Raw genomic sequence first — 26,491 nt, forward strand, 5'->3', positions numbered from 1 at the left:
GTTTACCGAAAACCCATGCGTCTCGCCGGCTCCGGAAGGGGACGGATCGCGCGTATCCGTCGGAGGAAAGGCCCGTCAGACGGTGCGCCAGCCGTCGTGGAGCAGCGCATTCACGCGATCGCGCAGCCGTGCGAGCGCGCCGCGCGCGATCTCCCCGGCCGGCCGCGACACCGAGAACGCGACATGCGCGCCCTGCCGGCCTTCCGCGCTGAGCCACAGCCGCTCGCCGCGACGCAGCCGGAGCGTCTCGCCGTCGACCAGGAAGTAGTCTTCGACGTCATTGCTGCGCGTCGCCCACACCGGCCCGCACTGCACCGTCAGACGGGTGCTGCGCTGCACCTTCATCGGCACGGTTTCGCCCGCGGGAATTTCGAACGTGATGCTTGAAGAAATTTCTTGCATGATCGTCTCCGCCAATAAATGCTTCGATGGCTACAATCGTAGTCACTTCAAGGCGTCCGACAAAACGACCAATTTTCACGTCGATGTGAGGAAAATTAGCAAATGGACCTCCGCCAGCTGCCTGCGCTGAACGCGATTCGCGCGTTCGAAGCCGCCGCCCGCCACGAGAATTTCTCCCGCGCCGCCGACGAGCTGTACGTCACGCACGGCGCGGTCAGCCACCAGGTTCGCGCGCTCGAGGAGGAGCTCGGCGTGCAGCTGTTCACGCGCAACGGCAAGCGGCTGTGCCTGACCGACGCCGGCATGCGCTACGCGCAGCAGGTCCGCACCGCGTTGATGGTGATCGCCGACGCGACGCGCGAGGTGCGCGCAAGCGACCGCGGGCGACGGCTGGTGGTGTCGATGCTGTCGTCGTTCGCCGCGCGCTTCATCACGCCGCGCATTGGCACGTTCATCGAGCGGCATCCGGAAATCGACGTCGAGCTGCAGTCGACCAACTCGCTCACCGATTTCGCGCGCGACGACGTCGACCTCGCGATCCGCTTCGGCTCCGGCACCTATCCGGGGCTGCACGTCGAGCCGCTGTTCGAGGAGGTGTTCTTTCCGGCGTGCTCGCCGACGCTGAACGGCGGCAAGCTGCCGCGGACGCCCGCCGATCTCGTGCACTACAACCTGCTGCGCTCGGACGACGAGCTGTGGCGGCCGTGGTTCGACGCGGCCGGGCTCGATACGCTGACCGAGCCGAAACGGGGGATTCTGTACCAGGATTCGTCGAACCTGCTGCTGGCCGCGATCGACGGCCAGGGCATTGCGCTGGTGCGCCGCTCGCTCGCAGTGCACGACCTGCTGGACGGGCGCCTCGTGCGCCTGTTCGACATCGACGGGCAGAGCCCGTGGCACTATTTTTTCGTGTGTCCGCCGCCGCTCCTGAACACGCCGCGCGTGCAGGCGTTCAGGACCTGGCTGCTTCAGGAAGTCGCCGAATACAAGCTGCTGTGCGACGAGCTGGACGCGCGGCGCGCGGCGGGGAAGACCCCCGCCGAGTGCGCGCAGGAAGGAGGATGGAAAGCGGCGCTTAGAGCACGACCTTGACCATCGGATGGCCGGTCAGTGCACGATAGATGGTGTCGAGCTGTTCCTGGCTCGTCGCGCGCACGGTGATCGTGAGGCCGGTGTAGTTGCCGCCGCTCGAGGCACGCTCCTCGATCTTCTCGACGTCGATCTCGTTGTCGTGGACGGCCACGACCTTGAAGATCGTGTCCTTGAATTCCGGGTGCGCCTTGCCCATGATCTTGATCGGAAAATCGCACGGAAACTCCAGCAGCGACTCCTTCCGGGTATCGATCGCGCCGGTGACCTCGATGGTTTTGGTCGGTTCGCTCATCATTTTCTCCGGGTTAGGTCAAACTGTTCAAACTCGCGCGCCTTCGCACGCTGGTACGCGTCGTACAACGCCGCGAACACGGGGCCCGGCTTGCCGCCCTGCACGGGCAGATCGTCGAGCGACGTGACGGGCAAAATCTCTTTCGTGGCCGACGTGATCATGATCTCGTCCGCCGAGCGCAGCTCGACCTCGCTGATTTCGCGCGCGACGAACCGAATGCCGCATTCCTCGGCCAGCTGCTCGACCAGCGCGTAGCGAATCCCTTCGAGGATCCTGTTGCTGCGCGGCGGTGCCATCAGTTCGCCGTTCTTCACGATCCATACGTTCGACGACGAACCTTCGGTCACGTTGTCGTCGCGCAGTTGAATCGTCTCGAACGCATCGCGTTCGGCCGCATGCTGCGCCATCAGCACGTTGCCAAGCAGCGAAATCGACTTGATGTCGCAATGCAGCCAGCGACGATCCTCGGCCGTCACGCAGCGCACGCCCCGCGCGCGCTCCTCGTCCGACGGCAGGCGCAGCGGGCTCGTCATCGCGAACACCGTCGGCACCGCGTTCGCCGGGAACGCATGGCCGCGCTTCGCGACGCCGCGCGTCACCTGCAGGTAGACGAGCGCATTGCCGTCGCCGAGGCCTTCCGCGTTCGCGGCGACCACGCGCTCGATCAGCGCGCGCCAGCCCGCCGCGTCATGCGGATCGTCGATGCCGATCTTCTTCAGGCTGCGCGCGAGCCGTTCCAGATGCTGTTCGATCCGGAACGGCACGTGCGCGCCGTCGTGCGCATAAACGGGGACGACTTCATACACGCCATCGCCGAAGATGAACCCGCGGTCGAGCACCGGGACCCGGGCTTGCGACAGCGGCACCAGCTCCTCCTGCGACGACACGCTGAGGTAGACGATCGGTTCGAATTCGGCTTGGCTCATGGCTATACCAGATGGGGATGAAGTCGTGAAAACAAAGGCCCGTCGTGCTTACTTCTTCTTGCTGAACATCAGCAGGATCGAGTCCCAGATACGACCGAAGATACCCGCTTCCGGCACCGCCTGCAGCGCGACGACCGGGAACTCCGACAGCGTCTTGCCGTCGGCGACGATCTTCACGGTACCGACCTGCTGGCCTTCCGCGAGCGGCGCGATCAGCGGCGCGTTGACCTCGACTTCCGGCTTGACCTTGTCGCCCAGGCCGCGCGGCACGGTCACCCACTGGTCGCCCTTCACGCCGACCTGCACGGTGTTTTCCTTGCCCTTGTAGATGCGCGGCGTCGACATCGCCTGGCCGCCCTTGAACAGGCGCACCGCGTCGAACGCGCTATAGCCGTAGTTCAGCATCTTCATGCTGTCCTGCGTGCGCTCGCTTTCCTTCTGCTCGCCCATCATCACCGACACGAGACGGCGCTGGCTGTCGACACCCGGGATCGCGCGCTTGGCCGACGCGATCAGGCAATAGCCGGCCGCTTGCGTATGGCCCGTCTTCAGGCCGTCGACCGTCGGATCCAGCCACAGCAGGCGGTTGCGGTTGCCCTGGCGGATGTTGTTGTACTTGAATTCCTTCTCCGAGAAGATGCTGTAGTACTGCGGAAAATCGCGGATCAGGTGCGCGGACAGCTTCGCGAGGTCGCCGGCCGTCGTGTAGTGGTTCGGGTCGGGCATGCCGTTCACGTCGGCGAAGTGCGTGCCCTTCATGCCAAGGCGCGCCGCCTCGTCGTTCATCAGCGTGACGAACTGCCCTTCGCTGCCGCCGACCAGTTCGGCCAGCGCGATCGCGGCGTCGTTGCCCGACTGGATGATCATCCCGTACACGAGGTCGTGCACCGACACCGGCTTGTTCGCCTCGATGAACATGCGCGACTCGTCGGTGCCGACACGGCGCACCGCTACGCTCGGCGTGACGATCTGCTCCATCGAGATCTTCTTCTTGTCGAGCGCTTCGAACACCAGGTAGGCCGTCATCAGCTTCGTCAGCGACGCGGGCTCGACGCGTTCGTCCGCGTTGCCCGATGCGAGCACGGTGTTGCTGGTCGCATCGACGAGCACCCACGAGCGCGCGTTCACGCCCGGCGGCGGCACCGCGCCCGGCATGAAGGTCGCGGGCGCGCCGGTGAACTGCTCGGTGGCGGCGGCCGGCGCGGCATGCGCGGCCTTGGCCTTGGCGGCCGGCTTCGCCTCGGCGACGACGATCGTCGACGCGAGTGCGACGGGCAGCATCACGCCCAGCGCGACGTTGCGCGCGGCGGTGCCGAAGGCGATGGAAGAAGCGAGGGACTTGAGGCCTTGGGGAGACAGACGCATGATCGATTCAGGCTGGTGGCAGAAAGTGCGGCGCGAAACGCGCAGGGGTTGAACGGCAAGGCGGCGAGCGTTCCGGCGTTCGTCCGACTGCGTCGGACGGCGCGAAACGCGCCGGTTGGACTCGTGCGGACGCGTTCGGTTCGCGGCCGTCGCGAGCGGGCGGACAGGCGGCGAAACGAGCGCCGCATGGGCCCGGCCGGGCCGCGGGCGACGCGAAATGCGGCCATTATACGTGGCCGCGAACGGCGTTTTCGCGAACCAGGGCTCAGGTGGCCACACACAGGCTTCGGGAGGATAGCGCGGCTTCGCTGCGGAGAATCGTGCTCGAAGCCGCGCGAAAGGCGTGCGCAGGCGCCGTGCAAGCCGGGTTGCGCCGTGCGGGAGCGGGTATGTGCGATCGCGTCGGGACACAATGCGGCGCGATGTCGCGCGCGCGGCGACATCGCGGTCGTGCGGCAGCGGCGCCGCACGCCGGGTTCAGCGGATCAGCGCCACGCGTCGACGATGATGCGCTTCAGCACGTGCAGCTTGCGATGCAGGAAATGCTCGGCACCGGGGATCACGACGACCGGCAGTTCCTGCGGGCGCGCCCAGTCGTAGACCGATCCGATCGGCACCGTGTCGTCGGTTTCGCCGTGGATCACGAGCGTGTTCTCCGGCACGTCGGCGACCTCCCAGCGGCTCGCGGCCGTGCCGACGAACACCATCCGCTCGATCGTCTCGCCCGCGTCGCGCAACCGCTTCGCGACGTGCGACAGCACGAAGGTGCCGAACGAGAAGCCTGCGAGCACGAGCGGCAGGTCCGCATAGGCGGGCTGCGCGCGCATGTGCGCGAGCACGGCGAGCAGGTCATCGGCCTCGCCGACGCCGTTGTCGTGCACGCCCTCGGTCGCGCCGACGCCGCGGAAATTCGACCGGTACACCACGTAGTCGAGCTGGACCAGCGTGCGCGCGAGCGTTTGCGCGACCTTGTTGTCCATCGTGCCGCCGAACAGCGGATGCGGGTGCGCGACGAGCGCGATGCCGCGCGGCGCGGCGCCGCCTTCGCGCACCGCGTCGGGCAGGTCGACCGCGATTTCGATCTGCCCGACCGGGCCGGGGATCAGCGACTTCTGCGTATGAACGTTCATTCGGCCGGCCCGCTCAGATCTTCAGGCGGTCGACGACCTTGCCGTCGCGCAGGTGCGATTCGACGATCTCGTCGATGTCGGCCTGATCGACGTACGTGTACCACGTGCCTTCCGGATACACGACCATCACGGGCCCTTCCTCGCAACGGTCGAGGCAACCGGCCTTGTTGATGCGCACCTTGCCCGGCCCCGCGAGGCCGAGTTCCTTCACGCGCTTTTTCGCGTACTCCTGCATGGTCTGCGCGTCGCATTGCGCGCAGCTCGGGCGCTCGGCGCCCGGTTCGCGCTGGTTCAGGCAGAAGAAGACGTGGTGCTGGTAGTAGGAATCCATGATGGTGACGTGCGGCCCGGCGCGGCGCCGGGCGGAAAGAAGGGGCGATTGCCGTTGCGCGCGGCAACGGATGTGCGGACGATTATAGCGACCGGCGCGCGCGGCTGCCCGCGACCGACGAGGCGCGGCCGCGCCGCCCCGTTGCCTCTCCCGACGCGTCAGCGCCGCCGCGCGGCCGGCAGCCACGCGTGCTCGACTCGCTGACCGAGCCAGATCAGCGCCGCGTAGGGCCAGATCCACGCGAGCCAGCGCGCGATGCTGTTGAAGTGCACGTAGCGGCCCTGCCGCCAGCCGGACAGCGTGAAGTCGAAGAACGGGTTGACGGGCAGCAGGTTGACGAGCGCCACACCGGCCAGCAGCGCGAGCGCCGCGAGCAGCGCGCGCCACGCGGCCGGCACGCGCAATGCGAGCAGCGCCGCCGCGAAGCCGAGCTCGATGCCGAGCCGCGCGCCGGGCGTCGCCCACACGACGACGAGGCCGGTGCTCGACTGCATGAAGGTCGCGGCCGCCTTCAGCGCAAGCGTCGCGGCGACGAACGCGATCAGGAGCCGCACGCGCGGCGCGCGGGCGCGCATCGCGAGCGACGCGATCGCCAGCGCGGCGAACAGCATCAACCCGCCGAGCGCGGCTTCCCACGCGGAATCGGACAGCCAGCCGTCGACGCGCTCGGGCCATTCGCTCACGCGCCACGCGGCCGGCAGCCATGCGAGCAGCGCGTCCTGCATCGAGCCGTCGGCGCGCTCCCACAGCGCGGCCGGCCAGTCGCCGATGCCGAACAGGAACGGCGACGGAAACAGGATCGCGAACGGCCACAGCGCGGCAAGCAGCAGCGGCGTCGCGCCGTCGGCCTCGAACCACGCGAAGCGCAGCCGGCGCAATGCGCCGCGGTCGAGCAGCGCGCCGGTGGCCGGTGCCGCGAGCGCCGCGCCGAGCAGCGCGCCGAGCGCGTTGGCCGCGAGGTCGAGATTCGACGCGACGCGCGTCGGCAGGTAGGTCTGCAGCGCCTCCATCGATCCCGACAGCAGCACGCCGAGGCCGCCCACGATCAGCGTCGCGGCCACCCCGCGCCAGCGCGGATGCAGCGCGAGCACGCCGAGTGCGCCGAACGGCATGTAGCCGAGCACGTTGGTGACCACGTCGAACGCGGTCACATAACGCTGCATCGGCGCGAACAGGTAGTCGAACGGCCCGATGCCAAGCGATACCCAGCCGTCGAACGGATACAGCGATGCATAGACGATGAGCGCCGCATACGCGGCGAACGCCTGCCGCGCCAGCGACGACGCGCGCGACGTGCCCGGCGCGCTCATCGCGGCTGCGCGCGCTGCGTCACGGGTTGCCCGCGTACGCCTGCACGCCGACCCACGCGGCGATCTGCGACACGAGCTCGTCGCTCGCGGCCGCGAGCGCGCGCGCGCCGCCGGCCGCGTCGGGCGTGCTCGACGGCGCGCGCGCGACGAACGTGCGCTGGCCGAGCACCTTGCCGTCCTGCATCAGCGTCGCGCGCGCGGTGACCGCGCCGTGGCTCTGCGACTGCCCGTCGAACACCTGCTCGAATTCGTTCAGGTCGACCTTCAGCGTCGGCGCGCGCACGCCGTCGGAGCCTTCGAGCACCGCGCCGCGCGACGACAGCGCGCCGCGCAGCCGCTGCGTGAGCAGTTGCGCGGGCGGCGCGGTCCAGCGGCTGTCGCGATAGACGGCCGTGCGCTGCGCATCCGCATACGCGAGGCGATAGACGAACTTGTCCGTGTCGAGCGCGTCGGGCGCGGCGACGTCGAGCACCTTCAGCGCGGGGCCCGTGCCGGCCGTGACGGCCGATGCGGCCGGCCCGAGGTCGTAGCGGACGTTCGACAGCGCCGCGCCGTTGCCGGCGCAGCCGGCGGCGAACACGAGCGTCAGCGTCGCGAGCGCGGTCGCGGCGGGACGCAGCGCGCGATCAAGGATTCGTGGCATGGCATGTTCCTGCATGATGTTTCCGGTTTCGATGGCATCGTGGCCCGGTCTGGCGCCGGGCCGGTCGATCGACGTCGATGGGCTGGCGATCCGCTTCATTTCCCGGCGGCCCCTGCCCCCGGCCAGACGAAACCCGCCTCGCCGGGGCCGGGCGCGGAGCCGGGCGAACCGAACAACAGACTGCTCGGGTTGCGGCCGAGTTCACCGGCGACGTCCTTCAATTGCCGCGACGCATCGCCGACGCTGCCGGCCAGCACGTTGAAGCGCGGCAGCGTGTCGTACTGGACCCGCGCGTTCAGGTCGTTCAGCGCGACGCCGACCTGCTCGGCAGCCGAGCCGGCCTTGTTCAGGTTCGCCACGAGCGGCCCGTTCGGCTGCAGCAGCGTGTTCGCCGACGCCATCGCGCGATCGACCTGGTGCATCGTTTCCGGCAGCGCGGCCACCGCCGGCGCGAGCTGCTTCGACAGCGTCGTCGCACCGTCCGCCGCGTGCTGCAGGCTTTCGGCCGTCGCGCGCAGCTGCTCGCGCATCTCCGGCGACATCAGCGCGTTCGCGCTTTTCGCCGCCAGTTCGAGCTGCCGCAGCAACACGTCGCCGCGCTCCTGGATCTGGTCGAACAGGCTCGGCCGCATCGGAATCTGCGCGATCGCCTTCGGCGACGACGGCAGCGGCGCCAGATCGCGGCCCGTATCTTCGAGCTGCACGAACGCGATGCCCGTCACGCCCTGGAAGCCGAGGCTGCCGTAGGTCGACTGCGTGATCGGCGCGTCGTGGTCGACGAGGATCCGGATCCGGATCTGGCCCGGATGCGAGCGGTCGAAGCCGATCGACTGCACCTTGCCGACGTCGAGGCCGCGAAAACGCACGGCCGCATCGGGGAACAGGCCCGTCACGTTGGTGCGCGCGAGCAGGTCGTACGGCACGCGCACGGTGCGGTCGACGTTGAACCAGAACACGGTGCCCGCGATCGCCAGCGTCAGCGCGATCGTGAACAGGCCGGCCCAGAACGCATGTGATTTGTTTTCCATTCGCGGGTTCCTTGCTTCTTGCCTTGCTTACAACTCGACGCTCGACGGCGCCGGTTCGAGGGCCGCCTTCGGCAGCTTCGCGCGCCGCTCGGGCGGCAGCGCCTGCAGTGCGCGGCGCCCGCGCAGCCCCAGGAAATATTCGTGGATGAACGGATGGTCGACGTTCGCGGCCTCCTCGACCGGCGCCGCCACAAGCACCTTGCGATCGGCCAGCACCGCGACGCGCGTCGACAACGCGACCATCGTGTCGAGATCGTGCGTCACCATCACGACGGTCAGCCCGAGCGTGCGGTGCAGCGTCGCGATCAGCTCGACGAATTCGTCGGACGCCTGCGGGTCGAGCCCGGCGGTCGGCTCGTCGAGGAACAGCAGCTCGGGCTCGAGCGCGATCGCACGCGCGATACCGACCCGCTTCACCATCCCGCCCGACAGCGCGGCCGGCATCTTCGACGCGTGCTTGCACGGCAGCCCGACCATCTCGAGCTTCAGCATCACGATGTCGTGCAGCAGGTCCGGCGGTACGCGGCCAAGCTCGCGCAGCGGCTGCGCGACGTTGTCGAACACCGTCATCGACGAGAACAGCGCGCCCTGCTGGAACAGCATCCCCGAACGCGTGCGCATCATCCGCGCGCTCGCGTCGTCGATCTTCGACGTGTCTTCGCCGAACACCTTGATCGTGCCCGACGTCGGCCGCTCGAGGCCGAGGATCTGCCGCACGAGCGTCGTCTTGCCCGAGCCCGAGCCACCGACGATCGCGACGATCTCGCCGCGCCGCACGTCGAAATCGAGCTTCTGGTGAATGATGTTGCGCCCGTAGCGCTTCGTCAGGTTGCGCACCTCGATCACGAGGTCGTCGCCGTGCGCGGCCGCCGCCGGCGGCATGCCGACCGAGCCCGCGCCGACTGCCGCGGCATGTGCGCTGGCGGCATCGGCCGGCGCGGCACCGGCCGCCGGTTGTTTCGACGCGTTCATCCGAGCCCCACGTTCTGAAACAGGATCGCGAACACCGCATCGGCGAGGATCACGACCGTGATCGACGACACGACCGACGTCGTCGTGCCTTCGCCGAGGCTTTGCGAGTTCGCCTTGATCCTGAAGCCGAAATGACATGCGACCAGCGCGATCAGCATGCCGAACACGACGCCCTTGCCGAGGCCGATGTACAGGTTCGCGATCGGCACGACGCCCGGCAGCGAGCGCACGAAATAGTTGACGTCGATCCCGAGCACGAACTTCGCGGCGAGCGCGCCGCCCGTCAGCGCGACGATGTTGGTCCACATCACCAGCAGCGGCATCGCGACGCCGAGCGCGAGCACGCGCGGCAGGATCAGCCGCAGCCCGTGCGGAATGCCCATCACGCGCATCGCGTCGAGCTCCTCGGTCACGCGCATCACGCCGATCTGCGCGGTGATCGCCGAGCCCGAGCGGCCCGCGACGAGGATCGCCGACAGCACGGGCCCGAGTTCGCGAATCACCGACAGCCCGAGGATGTTCACGATGTAGCGGTTCGCGCCGAACATCTGCAGCTGCTGCGCGGACAGATAGCTGAGCACGATGCCGATCAGGAATGCGACGAGCGCGGTGATCGGCAGCGCCTGCGCGCCGGCGCTGTAGATGTTCGCCGAGGTTTCCTTCCACGGCATCGTCTGCGGGCGGCGCAGCACCGACAGCGCGTCGAGGATCACGAGGCCGAACATCGCGATGCCGCCCTGCAGGTGTTCGCCGAACGTGAAGATCGCCTGGCCGAGGCGCGTGACGGGATCGAACCGCACGACGCGCTCGGGCGCCTCGCGCTGGCTGTCGAGACGCTCGATCCGCTCGAAGATCGTGCGCTGCGTGGCGGTCAGCTCGACGCCGGCCGGCAGCTTGCGGCCCCAGACGCGCCACAGCGCCTGGCCGCCGACGTGATCGAGCCGCTCGATGCCGGACAGATCCCATTCGCTCACGCGCCCGGACGCGATGCCCGCGACGCGGCGCGCGACCTCGCCGCGATTGCGCGCGAGCGCGAGCGCGGTCCACTGGCCGGTCAGGCGCACCGTCTGGCCCTGGCCGCCGGCGTCGACCGACAGGCCGGGAGGTGTGTCGAAGTCCAAGGGCGGGTTGTTTGCAAAAGGATGACAGCGGCCATTGTATCGAACCGTCCGGCGCCGCGACGTGAGGATTGCCGCCGGGGCGCGCAGCCGGGCGCGCCCGGCGCCGACGCCGGGCCAAAGGCGCCTCGCCGAGGGCGCCCGGCCCGCCACGGCGCGGCGTTCGCCGCCGCAACGGCGTGCCGGGCACGCGACCTTTCATTCTTCCGTCACGTTTCCTTTCGATACTCTCACGCGCCGCACGTCAGGCCGTCGGCGCCCGCGCCGTCATTTCGCTGCGCTCCTCGCGATTCATAGAACAGAACACCAAACAGGACAATCGATGCGTCTCCCCCCGCTTTCCCGCCGCCGCGTGACCGCCGCCGCCGCGCTCGCCAGCCTCGCCTTCGCCCTCGCCGGTTGCGGCGGCGACGACGTCACCGCTCCGCCGTCGTCGCAGACGCAGGCGCCCGCCGGCACGACGGCCACGCTCGCGCTGCTCGAAACGACCGACCTGCACACCAACGTGCTGTCGTACGACTATTTCAAGCTCGCCGCCGACAAATCGCTCGGCTTCGAGCGCGTGTCGACGCTGATCGCGCAGGCGCGCGCGCAGTATCCGAACACGTTGCTGCTCGACAACGGCGACACGATCCAGGGCACCGCGCTGTCGGATTACCAGGCGCTCGTGAACCCGATCGGCTGCGACCAGACGCTCGCGATCTACAAGGTGATGAACGCGGCGAAGTTCGACGGCGGCGGGATCGGCAACCATGAGTTCAACTACGGGCTGCCGTACCTGTCGCAGGTGACCGGCAACACGTTCGACGTCGACGGGCTGCCCGCCCCCGCGCAGCAGAAAAAGTGCGCGGGCCCGAACTTCCCGCAGGTGCTCGCGAACGTGATCAGCGCGCGGACCAACGCGCCGCTGTTCACGCCGTACACGATCCTGACCCGCACCGTGACGGCCGTCGCGCCCGACGGCAAGACCGTCAGCGCGCCGGTGAAGATCGGCATCATCGGCTTCACGCCGCCCGCGATCATGAGCTGGGACAAGCGCTGGCTCGACGGCAAGGTCTACACGACCGGCCTGAAGGAAGCGGCCGAGAAATACATTCCGGAGATGCGCGCGAAGGGCGCCGATCTCGTCGTCGCGATCTCGCACGGCGGCCTCGACAATGCCGCGTATTCGCCGACCATGGAAAACGGCAGCTGGTGGCTGTCGACGGTGCCGGGCATCGACGCGATGCTGATCGGCCACTCGCACCAGGTGTTCCCGGACGCGAACAGCACCGTGGCGCAGTTCAACCTGCCGGGCGTCGACAAGGCGAAGGGCACCGTCAACGGCGTGCCGACCGTGATGGCCAACTACTGGGGCAAGCATCTCGGCGTGATCAAGCTCGGCCTGAAGTTCGACGGCAAGACGTGGAGCGTCGACAAGTCGCTGACGACCGTCGAGGCGCGGCCGATCCAGAACGCGGACAAGAGCTACGTCGACGCCGATCCGTCGGTGTCCGCCGCGATCGCGGCCGAGCACCAGGCGACGATCGACTACGTGAAGACGCCGATCGGCTCGACCGACTACCGGATGAACTCGTACTTCGCGGACGTCGGCGATCCGGGCGCGATCCAGATCGTCAACGAGGCGCAGGCCGATTACGTGAAGACCTACGTGCAGGCGAACCTGCCGCAATACGCGTCGCTGCCGGTGCTGTCGGTCAGCGCGCCGTTCAAGAGCGGCTTCGGCGGCGGCAGCGACTACACCGACGTCGCGCCCGGCGCGCTCGCGATCAACAACGCGGCCGACCTGTACCTGTATCCGAACACCGTGTACGCGGTGAAGGTGAGCGGCAGCGACGTGAAGAACTGGCTCGAGACGGCCGCGAAGCGCTTCAACACGATCGATCCGACCAAGGCGACCGTGCAGCCGCTCGTCAGCAGCTTCCCCGGCTACAACTTCGACATGTTCACGTCCGCGGATCTGGCGTACGAGATCGACGTCACGCAGCCGGTCGGCAGCCGGATCAGGAACCTGACGTACAAGGGCGCGCCGATCGACCCGAACGCGCAGTTCATCGTCGCGACCAACAACTACCGCGCGAGCGGCGGCGGCAACTTCCCGGGCCTCGACGGCAGCAAGACGATCTTCGCGTCGCCCGACGCGAACCGCGACGTGCTGATCGCGTTCATCAAGAAGCGCGGCGCGATCACGCGCGCGGCGGACGGCGCGCAGCGCAGTTGGCGCTTCACGAAGCTGGCGAGCTCGGTCGCGCACGTGCAGTTCACGTCCGCGCCGAACCGGCTCGGCGACGCGGCGGCAGCCGGCCTGACCGGCCTCACGCAGGTCGCGGCCGACGACGGCTCGGGCAAGAACCTCGCCATCTACGAGATCGACCTCACGCAATGACCACGAGACCCGCGATGCAACCGATCCGTACGATGCGGCCCGCCGAGGCCGGCTTCACCGCCGCCGCGCGGCGCCTGCTGCGCGCGAAACTCCCGCCGGCCGCGCTGCTCGCGGCGGCGGCCGTGACCGTTGCGGCCGTCGTCGCGGCGACGGGCTGGCGCGCAGCCGGCCCCGCGCCGAGCGCCGCGCAGCTCGACGAATGGCAGGCGATGGTCGCGCAGGCCGTCGAGCCGCACGCGCTCGCGCAATTGCGCACCCTCGCGCGGCGCGGCTCGGGCGACGCGCAGGCGGCGCTCGGCATCGCGCTCGTCGATGCGCGCGAGCCGGGACTACGCGACGAAGGGCGCGGCTGGCTCGAAACCGCCGCGCAGGCGGACACGAAAGCCGACACGCCGGCCGCGCGGCGTGCGCAGCTGGCGCTCGGCAAGGCGCTGCTGCTCGGCAGCGGCGACCTCCCGAAGGACTACGCACGCGCGCGCACGCTGCTCGGCGAAGCGGCCGGCCACGGCGATCCGGCCGCCGCGTATTACCTCGGGCTGATCTATCGCAGCGGCTACGGCATCGCAGCCGACCCGGTGCAGGCCGCGCACTGGTTCGAGATCGCGTCGCGCGCGGACATCCCGGCCGCGGATTTCATGCTTGCGAACGCGTACCGCGAAGGCAGCGGCGTGCCGCGCGACGAAGCGCGCGCGCTCGCGCTGTATCGCCGTGCGGCGGAACACGAGCTGCCGGAAGCCGTGCAAACGCTCGCGATGGCCTATCGCAACGGCGAGCTGGGGCTCAAGCCCGACGCGGACGAATTCCATGCGCAGTGGATCGAGACCGCGCATGCGTTGAAGCATCCGGTCGTCGCGCCGTGACGGTGCGTCGGCCGCGCTGGCACGAACGCGGCGGCAGAGCGAGCTGACGCCCCGCGCATCGATCGCCCGCAACGGGAATCGAAGCGCGGCGGGCCGATCCTCGTATCGGCCTGCCGAGACCCCGGCCCTGAAGGGCAGGACGCTGCTTGCCCGCGAAAACGTCCGAAGAGGGCGTCAAGGCGCTGGCGCAGATCGAGAAGCACCAAGCCGCGCGGGCGCCGGCTTTGCACAGGTCGCGTATGGGCCGCCGCCCCGGCCCCGCCTGTCGTGCGCGCCGCCCCTCACGCACGGCCCCCTGTCGCTACAATAGGCGCCATGAACGCCCCCACCTCCTCCGACACGCCCGATTCCGGCGACGCGCACATCGCGCGCAACCGGCTCGAGGCGCACCTGGACGCCGCGCCGCGCGCGTGGCCGCTCGACATCGTCGCCGCAACCGGCTCGACCAACGCCGACGTCGCGACGCGCCTCAAGGCGCTGCCGCGCACCGCGAACGCGCTGCCCGCGCCGCTCGTGCGCGTCGCGTTCGAGCAGACGGCGGGTCGCGGTCGGCAAGGCCGTCCCTGGTTCGCGCAGCCCGGCAACGCGCTGCTGTGCTCGGTCGGCTGCATCGTGCCGCGCCCCGTCGACGCGCTCGGCGGCCTCAGCATCGCGATCGGCGTCGCGCTCGCGGAAGGGCTCGCCACGCTGCCGCTCGACGCCCGCACGCGCGTCGCGCTCAAATGGCCGAACGATCTGCTGCTGACGACCGCCGCCGACGGCACGTCGCGCATCGTCGGCAAGCTTGCCGGGATCCTGATCGAAACCGTCTGGACCACCGCCGACGCGACCGCCGTCGTGATCGGCTTCGGCATCAACGTGCGCGGCGCGGAAGCCGTCGCCGCGCAGGTCGATGCGCTGCGTGCGCGCGAAGCGACGCTCGCGAGCGGGCTGCCGCCGGCGGCGCTGTCGGCCGCGTGCGCGTCGGCGAACCTCACCGATACGCTCGCCGCAGCGCTGAACGCGCTCACGCCCGCACTCGCGCAGTTCGGCACCGACGGGCTCGCGCCGTTCCTGCCGCGCTGGCACGCGCTGCACGCATACGCGGGACGCGAAGTCGTGCTGCTCGAACAGGGCGTCGAACGCGTACGCGGCATCGCGACGGGCATCGACGCGACCGGCCAGCTGCTGCTCGACACGCCCGACGGCATCCAGGCGATCGCGGCCGGCGACATATCGCTGCGCGAAGCGCAATGAACGAACCGCATCTGCTGATCGACGCCGGCAACAGCCGGATCAAGTGGGCGCTCGCCGACGCGCAGCGCACGCTCGTCGACACCGGCGCGTTCGGCCATACGCGCGACGGCGGTGCCGATCCCGACTGGTCGGCCCTGCCGCGTCCGCATGGCGCATGGATCTCGAACGTCGCGGGCGCCGACGTGGCCGCGCGGCTCGACGCACTGCTCGACGCCCGTTGGCCGGGCCTGGCGCGCACGACGATCCGCTCGCGGCCCGCGCAATGCGGCGTGACGAACGGCTATACGACGCCCGAGCAGCTCGGCAGCGATCGCTGGGCCGGCCTGATCGGCGCACGGGCGGCGTTTCCGGGCGAGCATCTGCTGATCGCGACGTTCGGCACGGCGACGACGCTCGAAGCGCTGCGCGCGGACGGTCGTTTCACCGGCGGGCTGATCGCGCCGGGCTGGGCACTGATGATGCGCGCGCTCGGCACGCACACCGCGCAGCTGCCGACGCTGACCACCGACATCGCAAGCGGGCTGCTCGCGGGCGCGCAGGCCGAGCCGTTCCAGGTCGATACGCCGCGCTCGCTGTCGGCGGGCTGCCTGTACGCTCAGGCGGGGCTGATCGAGCGCGCATGGCGCGATCTCGCCGATGCGTGGCAGGCACCCGTGCGGCTCGTGCTGGCAGGCGGCGCGGCGGACGATGTCGCGCGCGCGCTGACGCTGCCGCATACGCGGCACGACGCGCTGATCCTGTCGGGGCTTGCGTTGATCGCCGCGGACGCGGCGGCGCGGAATTGACGGAAACCGGTCGGCATCGCGCCGGCCGTGTCGACGCAGGCCCGAGTGCGGGCTTCGTCACGGTGGGGATGGAGAACGGGCGCCGGCGCGTGCGCCCGTGCAGACAGCCGGCCGCACGGGCATGCGGCCCGAGCAAACGGTTGAACGACTGAACAACGACGAGGAGTGTCGACGATGCTGCGCTGGCTGATCGCTGTTCTCATTCTCGCGAACCTGCTTGCGTTCGTCGCCGTGCGCGGCGTGTTCGGGCCGCTGCCGGCGGCCGGCCCGCGCGAACCGGGCGTGCTGTCCCGGCAGGTTCGGCCCGATGCGTTGCATGCGATGCCGCTCGCGCAAGCGAGCGATCAGCCCGTGATCGGCGGTCCGATCGGCGCGCCGGCCGTGACGGCGGAGCCGCTCGCGGCATCCGCGCCCTGACGGCGCGGCACCGGATCAGGACTGCTGCGCGCGCACCTTCTTCAGCAGCGCGGTGGTCGAGCGGTCGTGCTCGAACGGAATCGCGAGCGCACGCCCGCCCCAGCCGCGCACGATGGCCGATTCCGGCAGCGCGTCCATGTCGTAGTCGCCGCCCTTCACCAGAATGTCCGGACGGACGGCCTCGATCAGCGACACCGGCGTCTTTTCCTCGAACTTCACGACCCAGTCGACGCTTTCCAGCGCCGCGAGCAGCGCCATCCGGTCTTCCTCGCGGTTGATCGGACGGTCGTCGCCCTTGCCGAGCATGCGCACCGACGCATCGCTGTTCACGCCGACGATCAGGCACGCGCCGAGCGCCTTCGCATCGGCGAGATACGTGACGTGGCCACGGTGCAGGATGTCGAACACGCCGTTCGTGAACACGACGGGCGAAGGCAGCGAAGCGCGCAGGGCAACGAGGGCGTCGCGGGTGATCAGCTTGCGTTCGAAGGTAGCGGACATGATGAATTTCGGATGGCGTGAGCGGCGCGCGGTGCACGTCGCGACGGAACACGGCGGCGCCAGATAAAAAGCCCGCCGGATGGCCGGGCGGGCTTCATGCGGGAATACACTGCGGCGATCGCGACCGGCGGCGCTTCACGCCGGCTGCGATGCCGCGCGGCCTCAGGCCGGTTGCGCGGCCGACGACGGGCCGCTTTCGGACTGCAGGCGGCCGGTGACTTCCTTGCGGTAGCGATTCAGCTCCTGGGCGGTCGCGAACGTGCGCTCGAACAGGATCGACAGGTTGTGCAGGATCCGTTCGACGACCTTCTTTTCCCACTCGCCGTCGAAGCGGATCTGCTCGTCGAGCCAGCGCTCGAGCCATTCCGGATCGGGCAGGCGCGACTGCACGGTGTCGCGCGGGAACAGCGCCTGGTTCACGTGCAGGTTGGTCGGGTGCAGCGGCTTCTCGGTGCGGCGCGCCGACGCCATCAGCACGCCGATTTTCGCGAACGCCGCGCGTGCGACGTCGCCGCAATTGTTCAGCGCCTTCTTCATGTAGCGCAGGTATGCGCCGCCATGGCGCGCTTCATCGCGCGAAATCGTTTCGTAGATGTGCTTGATGACGGGCTCGGTGTGCCAGTCGGCCGCGCAGCGATACCAGTGGTTCAGGCGGATCTCGCCGCAGAAATGCAGCATCAGCGTCTCGAGCGGCGGCGCCGGATCGAACTCGAATCGCACCGCGTGCAGTTCCTCTTCGGTCGGCACCATTTCCGGCCGGAAGCGGCGCAGGTATTCCATCAGCACGAGCGAATGCTTCTGCTCCTCGAAGAACCACACGCTCATGAACGCGGAAAAGTCGCTGTCGTGCTGGTTGTCGCGCAGGAACATCTCCGTCGCGGGCAGCGCCGACCATTCGGTGATCGCGTTCATCTTGATCGTCTTCGCCTGCTCGTCGGTGAGCAGCGAAGCGTCGAACTTGTCCCACGGAATGTCCTTCTCCATGTCCCAGCGGACAGCTTCGAGCGACCTGTAAAGTTCCGGATAAAGCATGGTGTTCATGATGGTCCCACCCCTGTTCTGCGCAATGCGACTTCTCTAAACGTGACTGTTGCCGCGTGGGCGCGCGAGCGCGCCTTTTGCAGCCAAGACTCTAATTTTACGCGTGTATCCAGCCCCCGGACGCAGTTTCCGCGTCCGGCAACCGGGCGGCCGCGCCGCCGCCTTGCAGCACGCCGCGGCCCCGCTCTGCTCGAACGGAACCGGCCGCGCGTGCCTGATGTGGGGGCCGGCGCAGGCCGGCTCGGTGGCGAGCCCGCCCGGCGCCACGCGGTTCCCGGACGGGTTCCCGTGCGACCGCCGGACCGGCGGGCTGCTCGATATGGTGTATACGGCGGCGGCCATGATAGCACGCGCGCATGACGGTTCCGAGACGTGGAACCGGTCGCGCGCCGCCAACGTCGGTGCGGCGATCGGTCGCGGGCGGCCGTCGCGAAAACGCAACCGATATGTAAGTTTCATCCGTTTCTGCCCCGCTCCGCGCGCATCAGACCCGTATTTCGCCGGTCGCGCGGCCGCTCTCCGGCGGCAGGCCGGATGCCGGCCCGCTGCCGCCGTCGGCCCCCGCGATCCAGTTCGCCAGCGTGTCGCGCTGCGCGCGCCCGTCGCGATAGCCGAGTTCGATCAGCTCGCGCGTGAAGGCCTCCTCGAACAGCAGGTAGCTCGCGAACGACGCGCCGGCCGGCTGGCTGCCGCCGATCGCGCCGAGCAGCCCGCGCATCGTCGCCGGCATCTGCTTCAGGTGTTTCGCTGCGATCAGCTCGATGCGCTCGGACGGCGCGATCGCGAGCACGTCGACGTGCCGCCAGCCGCTGTCCACTTCGACCTGGTGCGGCAAATGTTCGATCATCTGATTGATGTGCTCGATCCGCTCGATGTCCGAGCCGATCGAGTCGAGAAACACGCTCGCGAGCACCTGCTGGCCGATCTGCGCGAGCGTCGGGTAGCCGCGCACCCGTCCCGAGCCGTTCGCGGCCGGGATCTCGGGCCGCGGATCGGCCGCGCCGACGACGACGATCCGGTTCGCGCCGAAGTGGATCGCCGGCGACAGCGGCGCGACCTGCCGGATCGAGCCGTCGCCGAAATATTCGATCTGGCCGTCGAGCACGAGCGGCACGGCCGGAAACACGAACGGAATGGCCGACGACGCGAGCAGGTGCGACGCCGACAGATCGACGAGCCGCGCGGTGCGCTGCGCGCGCCGCCATGCCTGGATCGGCTCGGCGGCCTGGTAGAACGTCAGGTGCCGGCCGCTCGAATAGCTGAGCGCCGTTATCGAGAGCGCGTGCAGCAGCCGGCTCTCGAGCATCTGCTCGATCCGGTGAAAGCTCAGCTCGCGCTGCAGCAGATGTGCGAGCGGCGCGTTGTCGAGCAGCCCGCGCGGCGAGCGGCGCGCCGCCCAGCCGAAGGTCATCGTCGCAAGCCAGCGTGCGCCCGCCGCCGCGATGCCGAGCCAGTCGGTGCGATACACGTAGTCCGCGCGCAGCGGTTCCCAGAATTCGAGCAGACGGCGCACGCCGTGCGAAAAGTCGTCCGCGTGGCTCGCGATCGACGTCGCGTTGATCGCGCCGGCCGACGAGCCGCAGACAACCGTGAACGGCACGGTGTGCCGGTTCGGATCGGCCTCGCGCGCGATCTCGGCCAGCGCCTTCAGCACGCCGACCTGATAGGCGGCACGTGCGCCGCCTCCCATCAGCACGAGCGCGAGCCGCATGATCGACCTGCTATCCGGTTGGCGTCACGTCGAGCGCTTCGGCGGACGCGTTTCGGGCGACGAGGCGGCCGCCGCGCGCGCCGCGGCCGAGCCGGCCGGCTTCGCACGCTTCGCGGCCGGCTTGCGCGGCGCGGCGGCCGCAGCCGGTGCGGGCTGCTCCGCCCGCGCCGTCGATGCGGCCTGCCCGGACGGCGCGGCGCCCGCCTCCGCGGGCTGCGCGCCCGGCTGCGTCATCGCGAGGCTCGCGAGCTGGTTGAACTGCGCCTGCAGCAGGTTCCACCAGCCGGCCGGATCGAACGCCTGCTGCGCGGCGTCGCCTGCGGGCGGTTCGTCAGCCGCGGCAGCGGTATCCGGTGCTCGCGGCGCATCGGCGCGCGGCGCGGACGCCGCTTGCGCGGCCGCGGCCGCCGCCTCCTCGGCCGCCGACATCGAGCTTTGCGCGAACGCGCCGAACGCGCGCAGCGTCGCGAGCGTCGCGCGCTGCACCTCGAGCGCCTGGATCGCAGACTGCAGCATGCCGAGATTGAGCTTGAGCCACTGCTCGACCGCGCGCAGATCGGTGATCCGCTTGTCGAGCTCCTCGACGCTCGTGAGCGGCGCCATCATGTCGGACATGCTCGACAGCGACGGCGGCAGCCCCGACGCGGCGCCGGGAAACGACGCCATCCCGCCGAACGGCGACATCCGCATCATGTCCCACATCCGGTCGAGCATGTCGGCAGGCTTGAAACCGGCAAAGCCGGCGAAAGGATTGGAGCCGGAGGCATCGGTCGTCATACGGGCATCCTGGTTGACTGGGTGGGCGATGCGGCCGGCACGAGTCGCGCGGCCGCCCTTGATCCGATCATAACGCGCGTCAGAACGGTGCGTCGCCGGGGAAATCGGGCGGGCGCCGCTCGCGCAGCGAGCGGATGCCTTCCTGCACGTCGGGCCCCGAGAAACCCATGAATTCGAGCGCGAGCGACGTATCGAAGGTCGGCCCGGCGCTGCGCAGCCAGTTGTTCAGCGCATACTTGGTCCAGCGGATCGCCGACTGCGACCCGTGCGCGAGCCGCTCAGCGACCTCATACGCCTTCGGCAGCAGGTCGGCCGGCTCGACCGCGAGCGACACGAGGCCGATCCGCTCGGCCTCCTCGCCGCTCACCGGTTCGCACAGCAACAGGTAATACTTCGCCTTCGCCATCCCGCACAACAGCGGCCACACGATCGCCGCGTGATCGCCGGCCGCGACGCCAAGCCGCGTATGGCCGTCGATGATGCGCGCATCCTTCGCGGCGATCGAGACGTCGGCGAGCAGCCCGGCGACGAGCCCCGCGCCGACGGCCGGGCCGTGCATCGCGGACACGATCGGCTTGCTGCAATTGATCACGTTGTAGACGAGGTCGCGCGCCTCGCGCCACACGCGGGCGCGCACGTCGAAGTCGTTCGCCATCGCCTCGACGAGCGCGAGATCGCCGCCCGCCGAAAAGCCCTTGCCCTCGCCGCGGATCACCGCGACGCGCGTGTCGGGATCGCGGTCGACGTCGCGCCAGATGTCGGCGAGTTCGCGATGCATGCGCTCGTTCGCGGTCGCGAGGCCGCTGCGGTTCGCGCCTTCGCCGCTCATCACGATGTCCAGCACGCCATGATCGCGGCGCGTCACCTTCAATGCTTCGTAACCGCCGTACGCGGCGAGATCGGTCATGCGCAGCTCCCGGGTTCTTGAAATGCTGAAACGCCTGAATCGAGTGTAGCCAAGCCCGCGCGGGCAAACATCAGGCGAAACCCGGCGCGCGCGGGCCGGCGCCGGGCTTCGCGCCGGGTTTCGCGCAGACGTCAGGCCGCGCCGTCGGGCGGGGCGACCGACTGCTCGATCGCACCGAAGATCGACTTGCCGGCCGCGTCGAACATCTCGATGCGCACGGTATCGCCGTAGCGCATGAATTCGGTCTGCGGCGCGCCGTGCTCGATCGTCTCGAGGCAGCGCTTCTCGGCGATGCAGCAGTAGCCGCGCTTCGCGTCCTTGTTCGACACCGTGCCCGAGCCGACGATCGAGCCGGCACGCAGGTTGCGCGTCTTCGCCGCATGCGCGATCAGCTGGCCGAAGTGGAACACCATGTCGGTGCCCGCGTCGGGCTGGCCGACCTTCCTGCCGTTCCAGTGGACGATCATCGGCCGGTGCACGCGGCCTTCGCGCCATTCGTCGCCGAGCTCGTCGAGCGTCACCGCGACCGGTGCAAACGCGGTGGCCGGCTTGCTCTGGAAGAAACCGAAGCCCTTCGCGAGTTCGGCCGGAATCAGGTTGCGCAGCGACACGTCGTTCACGAGCGTGACGAGCCGCACGGCCTTCAGCGCGTCGTCGGGCGATGCGCTCATCGGCACGTCGCCGGTGATCACCGCGACCTCGGCCTCGAAGTCGATGCCCCATTCCTCGGACGGGCACACGATGTCGTCGCGCGCGCCGAGGAAATCGTCGCTGCCGCCCTGGTACATCAGCGGATCGGTCCAGAACTCCGGCGGCATCTCGGCGCCGCGCGCGCGGCGCACGAGCTCGACGTGGTTCACGTACGCGGAGCCGTCGGCCCACTGGAACGCGCGCGGCAGCGGCGCCATGCAGTTCGCCGGGTCGAACGCGAACGCGTTGCGCGCGCGGCCGTGGTTCAGCGCGTCGTACAGATCGCGCAGTTGCGGCGCGTAGAACGCCCAGTCGTCGAGGACGCGCTGCAGCGTCGGTGCGATCGCATCGGCGATCGCCGCGGTGTGCAGGTCGCGCGACACGACGATCAGCTGGCCGTCGCGCGTGCCGTCCTTCAGCGATGCAAGTTTCATGGGGTGTCTGCCGTTGTAGTGACGATGGAGGGAATCTATTTTACGATGGTGAATCCGTGCGGCGCGCCACGATCGTGCGCGCCGTTTTCGTCCCGACCCTTGCCGCCTTGTCGCGCCCCGTTGCCCATGCCCGCCAGCCCGCTTCCCGACGACGATCTCGCCGATTCCGACACCGACGACACCGGCTCCGGCGAGCACGGCGAAGGCGGCGAGAAGGTCCGCTCCGGCATCCAGTCGATCGAGGTCGGCTTCCGCCTGCTCGACGTGCTGACGAGCGAGCCGCGCGCGATGATGCTGCGCGATCTCGCGCAGCGCGCGGGCATGAGCCCGGCGAAGGCGCACCGCTATCTGGTCAGCTTCTCGCGGCTCGGCGTCGTGTCGCAGGATCCCGTGTCGGGCCGCTACGAACTCGGCGGCTTCGCGCTGCAGATGGGGCTCGCGCGGCTCGCGCGCGTCGACGGCGTGAAGCTCGCGCGGATCGCGCTGACCGAGTTGCGCGACCGCGTCGACCAGACGGTCGGCATCGCGGTGTGGGGCAACCAGGGGCCGACGATCGTGCACTGGATGGAATCGAGCCACCCCGCGAAGGCGTCGCTGAAGCTCGGCGACGTGATGCCGCTGCTCGGCTCCGCGACGGGCCTGCTGTTCGCCGCGTACCTACCGCGCAGCAAGACCGCGGCGATGCTCGAACGTGAGCTCGCCGATACGCGCCGCTCGCCGCATCACGGCGGCCCGCGCACGCTCGACGAGGTCGAGGCGGTGCTCGCCGACGTGCGCGCGCATCAGGCCGCGCGCGTGGAAGGGATGCTGCTGCCGACGATCCATGCGTTCTGCATGCCGGTGTTCGATGCGGTCGGCGAACTCGCGCTCGCGATCGTCGCGCTCGGCCAGGAAGGCATGTTCGACATCGCGTGGGGCGGCGAGATGGACACCGCGCTGCGTGCATGCGCGCAGAAACTGTCTTACGAACTCGGCTATAGTCCGGACGCGCGCGACGCCTGACACGCGGGGCGTGCGACACCCGCGCGATGTACCGCGAACGCGCGGCGCACCCGGCGGTCCGATGGCTGTGACGCGCGCCGCGCGCCACGACTGCCCCAACCCTGTTCCGTTTCGCCGATGCCGCCTGCCGACACCCGTCCTCGCCACGCCCTGCCCCGCCACTGGCTGCGCGTGGGCGTCGCGCTCGTCGTCGTGCTGGTGCTGCACGCGCTCGCGGCGTTGTGGCTGACGCGCAGCCGCGATGCGTTCACGCCGCCCGCGCCCGCCGAGATACCGGTGCAGATCGAGCTGCTGAAGCCGCGGCCGATCGAACGCCAGCCCGCGCCGAAGCCCACCGAACATCCCGCCGAGCCAGCGCCGGCGAAGCCGGCCCCCGCCGCGCCGAAGCCTGCGGCGAAGCCCGCGCCGTCGCCCGAGCCGGTTCTCACGTCGACGCAGACGGCCGAGCTAGGCGAGCCGCCGCCGGCCGCTGCCTCTGCTGCCTCTGCCGCGAGCGGCGCGGCAGGCGCGTCCGGCACGCAGGCGGCATCGGCCGGCGAAGCCAGCGGTGCCGCGACGCCGGGCCCCGCGACGAGCGGTGTGAAGTTCGCGCCGCCGCCGCCCGGCGACCTGCAGTACGACACGTTCTACAACGGAATGCAGAACATGATCGGCACGATCCACTGGCGCACCGACGGCCGCACCTACGACCTGTCGGTGTCGATGCCCGTGCCGTTCGTCGGCCCGTTCAGCTATCGCAGCGAAGGCCGCATCGACGCATTCGGCGTCGCGCCCGACCGCTATGTCGAGAAGCGCGGCAAACGGCCCGAGGACATCGCGATCTTCAACCGCGAGATCCGCCAGGTCGTCTTCACGCGCACGCCGAACAACGCGCCGCTGCCCGACGGCGTGCAGGACCGCTTCAGCATGCTGATGCAGCTGTCGGGGCTCGTGCGCGGCAATCCGTCCGCGTATCAGCCGGGCGTCACGCAGCAGTTTTTCGTGATCGACAACAACAACGGCGAGACCTGGCCGATCACGGTGATCGGCGACGAGGACGTGCAGACGCAGGCCGGCATCGTCCGCGCACGCCACTTCATGCGGCTGCCGCGCCGCGACGGCGACACGCGCCGCATCGACATGTGGCTCGCGCCGTCGCTCGGCTGGCTGCCCGCGCGGCTCGTACAATCGGAACCGAACGGCTCGCAGATCGAGCTGCTGTGGCACGGCCGGCTCGCCCCGCCCGATGCACCTGCCGATGGCGCGACGCAAGGTGCAACGAACCCAGGCGCAACGAACGCGCCTGCCAGCGCACCGGCCGCAGAGCCGGCACAACCCGCGCTGGCGCCCGCCGAGCAGGCGCCAGCGGCTGAGCCGCCGGCAGCGTCGCAGCCCGTGCAGTGACGATCGACCAATCGGCAATTTCGACCGATTAAAGCTCTCGCCAAAATGGCCGATGACACTCTTTAACAACTATTTCGGTGCACCGGATCACAATAAGAAACGTTTGATAGATATCGGCTTCTAACCCGATACACCCCACGCAAACGGGAGAACGGGGTGTGCAGCGCAAGCCCCTTGAAACCGGCAAGGCCTGCCCCACCTACGGGACAACAAGGCCAGATGCCACTGCGAAGAGGAGTGCCGCCATGCAAATGATCTACAACAGCCCCAACTACTGCGTCGTCGAATTTGCGCCGCAGGCCGGCCACCATCTGATGAATGCCGGCGGATACGAAATCGTCGACAAGAACGCGCAGCGCGAGATCTTCATCGACGGCGAGCTCGCCGAGCGATTCCGCGCACACGTGAAGCAACTGATCGAGGATGAACCGTCGCTCGACGAAGTGGACGAATTCCTCGGACAGTTCGACAGTCTGATGATGATGCCCGTCGTCCTGCACTGACGACCCGCGGCCCGGCGCATCGCCGGGCCATTCGCCGCGTTCGAGCGGCGCCGCGAGCACTCCGATCCAAGCCCCCGTCCGGTTCGCCGGGCGGGGGTTTTCGTTTGTTGGCGCGGGCCGGGCGGCGCCCCGGCGCACCGGCTACAATGACGGCTTTCCCGTCTTCGCCGCTCTTCCGCCATGTCCGCGACCCCTCTCGCCGCTTCCGCCCCGCTCGACGCGCCCTACACGCGCGGCGCCGACCTGCCCGCGCTGCTGAAATCGCGCATCCTGATCCTCGACGGCGCGATGGGCACGATGATCCAGCGCTACAAGCTCGACGAGGCTGCGTATCGCGGCGAGCGTTTCAAGGATTTCCCGCGCGACATCAAGGGCAACAACGAACTGCTGTCGCTCACGCAGCCGCAGATCATCAGCGAGATCCACGACCAGTACTTCGCGGCCGGCGCGGACATCGTCGAAACCAACACGTTCGGCGCGACGACGGTCGCGCAGGCCGACTACGGGATGGAAGACCTCGTCGTCGAGATGAACGTCGAATCGGCACGGCTCGCGCGCGAATCCGCCGCCCGCTACAGCACGCCGGCCAAGCCGCGCTTCGTCGCGGGCGCGATCGGGCCGACGCCGAAGACGGCGAGCATCTCGCCGGACGTCAACGACCCGGGCGCGCGCAACGTCACGTTCGACGAGCTGCGCAACGCGTATTACCAGCAGGCGAAGGCGCTGCTCGACGGCGGCGTCGACCTGTTCCTCGTCGAGACGATCTTCGACACGCTGAACGCGAAGGCCGCGCTCTTCGCGCTCGACGAACTGTTCGAGGACACCGGCGAGCGCCTGCCGATCATGATCTCGGGCACCGTGACCGACGCGTCGGGCCGCATCCTGTCGGGCCAGACGGTCGAGGCGTTCTGGAATTCGCTGCGTCACGCGAAGCCGCTCACGTTCGGCCTGAACTGCGCGCTCGGCGCGGCGCTGATGCGCCCGTACATCGCCGAGCTCGCGAAGCTGTGCGACACCTACGTGTCGTGCTACCCGAACGCGGGCCTGCCGAACCCGATGAGCGACACCGGCTTCGACGAGACGCCGGACGTCACGTCGGGCCTGCTGAAGGAATTCGCGCAGGCCGGGCTCGTGAACCTCGCGGGCGGCTGCTGCGGCACGACGCCCGAGCACATCGCCGAGATCGCGAAGGCGCTCGCCGACGTGAAACCGCGCCGCTGGCCGAGCCAGTACAGCGACGCCGCCTGAC

At 69.4% G+C, this 26,491-nt stretch carries 27 protein-coding genes; 10 read left to right on the forward strand and 17 right to left on the reverse strand.

Annotated features, from left to right (window positions below; genetic code table 11):
• Positions 1 to 75: 75 nt before the first annotated feature.
• Positions 76 to 402, reverse strand: coding sequence for a DUF2917 domain-containing protein (locus WS87_RS16050; RefSeq protein WP_059524043.1), 327 nt, complete (start codon positions 400 to 402; stop codon positions 76 to 78).
• A gap of 102 nt (positions 403 to 504) precedes the next feature.
• On the opposite strand from WS87_RS16050, the gene WS87_RS16055 reads away from it, so the two are divergent.
• Entirely contained in the window at positions 505 to 1,494 is a 990-nt protein-coding gene (locus WS87_RS16055) for a transcriptional regulator GcvA (RefSeq protein WP_059819844.1), read from the forward strand.
• On the opposite strand, the gene WS87_RS16060 is transcribed toward WS87_RS16055, so the two are convergent.
• The 10 genes from WS87_RS16060 to WS87_RS16105 all read right to left on the reverse strand — a co-directional run bounded on the left by WS87_RS16060 (position 1,478) and on the right by WS87_RS16105 (position 10,612).
• Positions 1,478 to 1,786, reverse strand: coding sequence for an HP0495 family protein (locus WS87_RS16060; protein ID WP_059524041.1), 309 nt, complete (start codon positions 1,784 to 1,786; stop codon positions 1,478 to 1,480). The two genes, WS87_RS16055 and WS87_RS16060, sit on opposite strands and share 17 nt — an antisense overlap.
• Positions 1,786 to 2,712 (reverse strand): D-amino acid aminotransferase, encoded by a 927-nt coding sequence (locus WS87_RS16065; protein ID WP_059524008.1) that lies wholly within the window; start codon positions 2,710 to 2,712, stop codon positions 1,786 to 1,788. The genes WS87_RS16060 and WS87_RS16065 overlap by 1 nt, the downstream gene beginning before the upstream one ends.
• Positions 2,713 to 2,760: 48 nt before the next feature.
• A complete protein-coding gene (locus WS87_RS16070; protein ID WP_059703286.1) occupies positions 2,761 to 4,077 on the reverse strand; it encodes a D-alanyl-D-alanine carboxypeptidase family protein in 1,317 nt (438 codons plus the stop codon).
• A gap of 485 nt (positions 4,078 to 4,562) precedes the next feature.
• On the reverse strand, positions 4,563 to 5,207 hold the full coding sequence (locus WS87_RS16075; protein WP_059819845.1) for an alpha/beta hydrolase: 645 nt from the start codon (positions 5,205 to 5,207) through the stop codon (positions 4,563 to 4,565).
• Between the two features lie 13 nt (positions 5,208 to 5,220).
• Complete coding sequence (locus WS87_RS16080) at positions 5,221 to 5,538, reverse strand: (2Fe-2S) ferredoxin domain-containing protein (protein WP_011694422.1); 318 nt, start codon at positions 5,536 to 5,538, stop codon at positions 5,221 to 5,223.
• 158 nt (positions 5,539 to 5,696) lie between these two features.
• Positions 5,697 to 6,848: a VanZ family protein gene (locus WS87_RS16085; protein ID WP_059524002.1), complete on the reverse strand. Its 1,152-nt coding sequence runs from the start codon at positions 6,846 to 6,848 to the stop codon at positions 5,697 to 5,699.
• Positions 6,849 to 6,867: 19 nt separating this feature from the next.
• Complete coding sequence (locus WS87_RS16090) at positions 6,868 to 7,491, reverse strand: ABC-type transport auxiliary lipoprotein family protein (protein WP_059819997.1); 624 nt, start codon at positions 7,489 to 7,491, stop codon at positions 6,868 to 6,870.
• Between the two features lie 95 nt (positions 7,492 to 7,586).
• Positions 7,587 to 8,519, reverse strand: a complete 933-nt coding sequence (locus tag WS87_RS16095; RefSeq protein ID WP_059524000.1) for an MlaD family protein — start codon at positions 8,517 to 8,519, stop codon at positions 7,587 to 7,589.
• Positions 8,520 to 8,546: 27 nt separating this feature from the next.
• Positions 8,547 to 9,491, reverse strand: coding sequence for an ABC transporter ATP-binding protein (locus tag WS87_RS16100; protein ID WP_059819846.1), 945 nt, complete (start codon positions 9,489 to 9,491; stop codon positions 8,547 to 8,549).
• On the reverse strand, positions 9,488 to 10,612 hold the full coding sequence (locus WS87_RS16105; protein ID WP_059819847.1) for an MlaE family ABC transporter permease: 1,125 nt from the start codon (positions 10,610 to 10,612) through the stop codon (positions 9,488 to 9,490). Before WS87_RS16105 ends, WS87_RS16100 begins: the two co-directional genes overlap by 4 nt.
• Positions 10,613 to 10,931: 319 nt before the next feature.
• Between WS87_RS16105 and WS87_RS16110 the strand changes: the two genes are divergently transcribed.
• The 5 genes from WS87_RS16110 (at position 10,932) to WS87_RS16130 (ending at position 16,293) form a co-directional block, all read left to right on the forward strand.
• The gene (locus tag WS87_RS16110) at positions 10,932 to 12,995 is read left to right on the forward strand and encodes a bifunctional 2',3'-cyclic-nucleotide 2'-phosphodiesterase/3'-nucleotidase (protein WP_059819848.1); all 2,064 of its coding nucleotides are present in this window, start codon (positions 10,932 to 10,934) and stop codon (positions 12,993 to 12,995) included.
• A gap of 14 nt (positions 12,996 to 13,009) precedes the next feature.
• Positions 13,010 to 13,855 carry a tetratricopeptide repeat protein gene (locus WS87_RS16115; protein WP_059819849.1) on the forward strand — a complete coding sequence of 282 codons (846 nt, stop codon included), beginning with the start codon at positions 13,010 to 13,012 and terminating at the stop codon, positions 13,853 to 13,855.
• Between the two features lie 315 nt (positions 13,856 to 14,170).
• Positions 14,171 to 15,091, forward strand: a complete 921-nt coding sequence (locus tag WS87_RS16120) for a biotin--[acetyl-CoA-carboxylase] ligase (RefSeq protein ID WP_059703279.1) — start codon at positions 14,171 to 14,173, stop codon at positions 15,089 to 15,091.
• Entirely contained in the window at positions 15,088 to 15,876 is a 789-nt protein-coding gene (locus tag WS87_RS16125) for a type III pantothenate kinase (protein ID WP_059523989.1), read from the forward strand. The genes WS87_RS16120 and WS87_RS16125 overlap by 4 nt, the downstream gene beginning before the upstream one ends.
• Before the next feature lie 174 nt (positions 15,877 to 16,050).
• The gene (locus WS87_RS16130; protein ID WP_059511893.1) at positions 16,051 to 16,293 is read left to right on the forward strand and encodes a hypothetical protein; all 243 of its coding nucleotides are present in this window, start codon (positions 16,051 to 16,053) and stop codon (positions 16,291 to 16,293) included.
• 15 nt (positions 16,294 to 16,308) lie between these two features.
• Here WS87_RS16130 and rfaE2 read toward each other — a convergent pair whose 3' ends face one another.
• From rfaE2 to WS87_RS16165, 6 genes are all read right to left on the reverse strand, one after another.
• Positions 16,309 to 16,794, reverse strand: coding sequence for a D-glycero-beta-D-manno-heptose 1-phosphate adenylyltransferase (gene rfaE2 / locus WS87_RS16135; protein ID WP_059451616.1), 486 nt, complete (start codon positions 16,792 to 16,794; stop codon positions 16,309 to 16,311).
• A 162-nt stretch (positions 16,795 to 16,956) separates the two neighbouring features.
• Positions 16,957 to 17,835, reverse strand: coding sequence for a ferritin (locus WS87_RS16140; protein ID WP_059451551.1), 879 nt, complete (start codon positions 17,833 to 17,835; stop codon positions 16,957 to 16,959).
• 484 nt (positions 17,836 to 18,319) lie between these two features.
• Positions 18,320 to 19,546 (reverse strand): patatin-like phospholipase family protein, encoded by a 1,227-nt coding sequence (locus tag WS87_RS16150; RefSeq protein ID WP_059819850.1) that lies wholly within the window; start codon positions 19,544 to 19,546, stop codon positions 18,320 to 18,322.
• Positions 19,547 to 19,570: 24 nt separating this feature from the next.
• The gene (locus WS87_RS16155) at positions 19,571 to 20,323 is read right to left on the reverse strand and encodes a PhaM family polyhydroxyalkanoate granule multifunctional regulatory protein (protein ID WP_059819851.1); all 753 of its coding nucleotides are present in this window, start codon (positions 20,321 to 20,323) and stop codon (positions 19,571 to 19,573) included.
• A gap of 79 nt (positions 20,324 to 20,402) precedes the next feature.
• Positions 20,403 to 21,230 carry an enoyl-CoA hydratase/isomerase family protein gene (locus tag WS87_RS16160; RefSeq protein ID WP_059523983.1) on the reverse strand — a complete coding sequence of 276 codons (828 nt, stop codon included), beginning with the start codon at positions 21,228 to 21,230 and terminating at the stop codon, positions 20,403 to 20,405.
• Between the two features lie 131 nt (positions 21,231 to 21,361).
• Positions 21,362 to 22,354: a fumarylacetoacetate hydrolase family protein gene (locus tag WS87_RS16165; RefSeq protein ID WP_059523981.1), complete on the reverse strand. Its 993-nt coding sequence runs from the start codon at positions 22,352 to 22,354 to the stop codon at positions 21,362 to 21,364.
• 126 nt (positions 22,355 to 22,480) lie between these two features.
• Between WS87_RS16165 and WS87_RS16170 the strand changes: the two genes are divergently transcribed.
• The 4 genes from WS87_RS16170 (at position 22,481) to WS87_RS16190 (ending at position 26,490) form a co-directional block, all read left to right on the forward strand.
• A complete protein-coding gene (locus WS87_RS16170; protein ID WP_059523979.1) occupies positions 22,481 to 23,356 on the forward strand; it encodes an IclR family transcriptional regulator in 876 nt (291 codons plus the stop codon).
• Positions 23,357 to 23,473: 117 nt separating this feature from the next.
• Complete coding sequence (locus tag WS87_RS16175; protein ID WP_059819852.1) at positions 23,474 to 24,739, forward strand: DUF3108 domain-containing protein; 1,266 nt, start codon at positions 23,474 to 23,476, stop codon at positions 24,737 to 24,739.
• Between the two features lie 245 nt (positions 24,740 to 24,984).
• A complete protein-coding gene (locus tag WS87_RS16185; RefSeq protein ID WP_006477667.1) occupies positions 24,985 to 25,242 on the forward strand; it encodes a BTH_I0359 family protein in 258 nt (85 codons plus the stop codon).
• A gap of 180 nt (positions 25,243 to 25,422) precedes the next feature.
• Positions 25,423 to 26,490, forward strand: a complete 1,068-nt coding sequence (locus tag WS87_RS16190; RefSeq protein ID WP_059523975.1) for a homocysteine S-methyltransferase family protein — start codon at positions 25,423 to 25,425, stop codon at positions 26,488 to 26,490.
• The last annotated feature ends 1 nt before the right edge of the window (position 26,491 follow it).

Origin of the sequence: Burkholderia sp. MSMB0856 (assembly GCF_001524645.2) — a bacterium.
GTDB lineage: Bacteria > Pseudomonadota > Gammaproteobacteria > Burkholderiales > Burkholderiaceae > Burkholderia > Burkholderia diffusa.

What these genes read in the sequence shown, in the direction of transcription:
- WS87_RS16050 (WP_059524043.1), bottom strand. Translation starts at nt 402, where the DNA reads ATGCAAGAAATTTCTTCAAGCATCACGTTCGAAATTCCCGCGGGCGAA.
- WS87_RS16055 (WP_059819844.1), top strand. Translation starts at nt 505, where the DNA reads ATGGACCTCCGCCAGCTGCCTGCGCTGAACGCGATTCGCGCGTTCGAA.
- WS87_RS16060 (WP_059524041.1), bottom strand. Translation starts at nt 1,786, where the DNA reads ATGAGCGAACCGACCAAAACCATCGAGGTCACCGGCGCGATCGATACC.
- WS87_RS16065 (WP_059524008.1), bottom strand. Translation starts at nt 2,712, where the DNA reads ATGAGCCAAGCCGAATTCGAACCGATCGTCTACCTCAGCGTGTCGTCG.
- WS87_RS16070 (WP_059703286.1), bottom strand. Translation starts at nt 4,077, where the DNA reads ATGCGTCTGTCTCCCCAAGGCCTCAAGTCCCTCGCTTCTTCCATCGCC.
- WS87_RS16075 (WP_059819845.1), bottom strand. Translation starts at nt 5,207, where the DNA reads ATGAACGTTCATACGCAGAAGTCGCTGATCCCCGGCCCGGTCGGGCAG.
- WS87_RS16080 (WP_011694422.1), bottom strand. Translation starts at nt 5,538, where the DNA reads ATGGATTCCTACTACCAGCACCACGTCTTCTTCTGCCTGAACCAGCGC.
- WS87_RS16085 (WP_059524002.1), bottom strand. Translation starts at nt 6,848, where the DNA reads ATGAGCGCGCCGGGCACGTCGCGCGCGTCGTCGCTGGCGCGGCAGGCG.
- WS87_RS16090 (WP_059819997.1), bottom strand. Translation starts at nt 7,491, where the DNA reads ATGCCACGAATCCTTGATCGCGCGCTGCGTCCCGCCGCGACCGCGCTC.
- WS87_RS16095 (WP_059524000.1), bottom strand. Translation starts at nt 8,519, where the DNA reads ATGGAAAACAAATCACATGCGTTCTGGGCCGGCCTGTTCACGATCGCG.
- WS87_RS16100 (WP_059819846.1), bottom strand. Translation starts at nt 9,491, where the DNA reads ATGAACGCGTCGAAACAACCGGCGGCCGGTGCCGCGCCGGCCGATGCC.
- WS87_RS16110 (WP_059819848.1), top strand. Translation starts at nt 10,932, where the DNA reads ATGCGTCTCCCCCCGCTTTCCCGCCGCCGCGTGACCGCCGCCGCCGCG.
- WS87_RS16115 (WP_059819849.1), top strand. Translation starts at nt 13,010, where the DNA reads ATGCAACCGATCCGTACGATGCGGCCCGCCGAGGCCGGCTTCACCGCC.
- WS87_RS16120 (WP_059703279.1), top strand. Translation starts at nt 14,171, where the DNA reads ATGAACGCCCCCACCTCCTCCGACACGCCCGATTCCGGCGACGCGCAC.
- WS87_RS16125 (WP_059523989.1), top strand. Translation starts at nt 15,088, where the DNA reads ATGAACGAACCGCATCTGCTGATCGACGCCGGCAACAGCCGGATCAAG.
- WS87_RS16130 (WP_059511893.1), top strand. Translation starts at nt 16,051, where the DNA reads ATGCTGCGCTGGCTGATCGCTGTTCTCATTCTCGCGAACCTGCTTGCG.
- rfaE2 (WP_059451616.1), bottom strand. Translation starts at nt 16,794, where the DNA reads ATGTCCGCTACCTTCGAACGCAAGCTGATCACCCGCGACGCCCTCGTT.
- WS87_RS16140 (WP_059451551.1), bottom strand. Translation starts at nt 17,835, where the DNA reads ATGAACACCATGCTTTATCCGGAACTTTACAGGTCGCTCGAAGCTGTC.
- WS87_RS16150 (WP_059819850.1), bottom strand. Translation starts at nt 19,546, where the DNA reads ATGCGGCTCGCGCTCGTGCTGATGGGAGGCGGCGCACGTGCCGCCTAT.
- WS87_RS16155 (WP_059819851.1), bottom strand. Translation starts at nt 20,323, where the DNA reads ATGACGACCGATGCCTCCGGCTCCAATCCTTTCGCCGGCTTTGCCGGT.
- WS87_RS16160 (WP_059523983.1), bottom strand. Translation starts at nt 21,230, where the DNA reads ATGACCGATCTCGCCGCGTACGGCGGTTACGAAGCATTGAAGGTGACG.
- WS87_RS16165 (WP_059523981.1), bottom strand. Translation starts at nt 22,354, where the DNA reads ATGAAACTTGCATCGCTGAAGGACGGCACGCGCGACGGCCAGCTGATC.
- WS87_RS16170 (WP_059523979.1), top strand. Translation starts at nt 22,481, where the DNA reads ATGCCCGCCAGCCCGCTTCCCGACGACGATCTCGCCGATTCCGACACC.
- WS87_RS16175 (WP_059819852.1), top strand. Translation starts at nt 23,474, where the DNA reads ATGCCGCCTGCCGACACCCGTCCTCGCCACGCCCTGCCCCGCCACTGG.
- WS87_RS16185 (WP_006477667.1), top strand. Translation starts at nt 24,985, where the DNA reads ATGCAAATGATCTACAACAGCCCCAACTACTGCGTCGTCGAATTTGCG.
- WS87_RS16190 (WP_059523975.1), top strand. Translation starts at nt 25,423, where the DNA reads ATGTCCGCGACCCCTCTCGCCGCTTCCGCCCCGCTCGACGCGCCCTAC.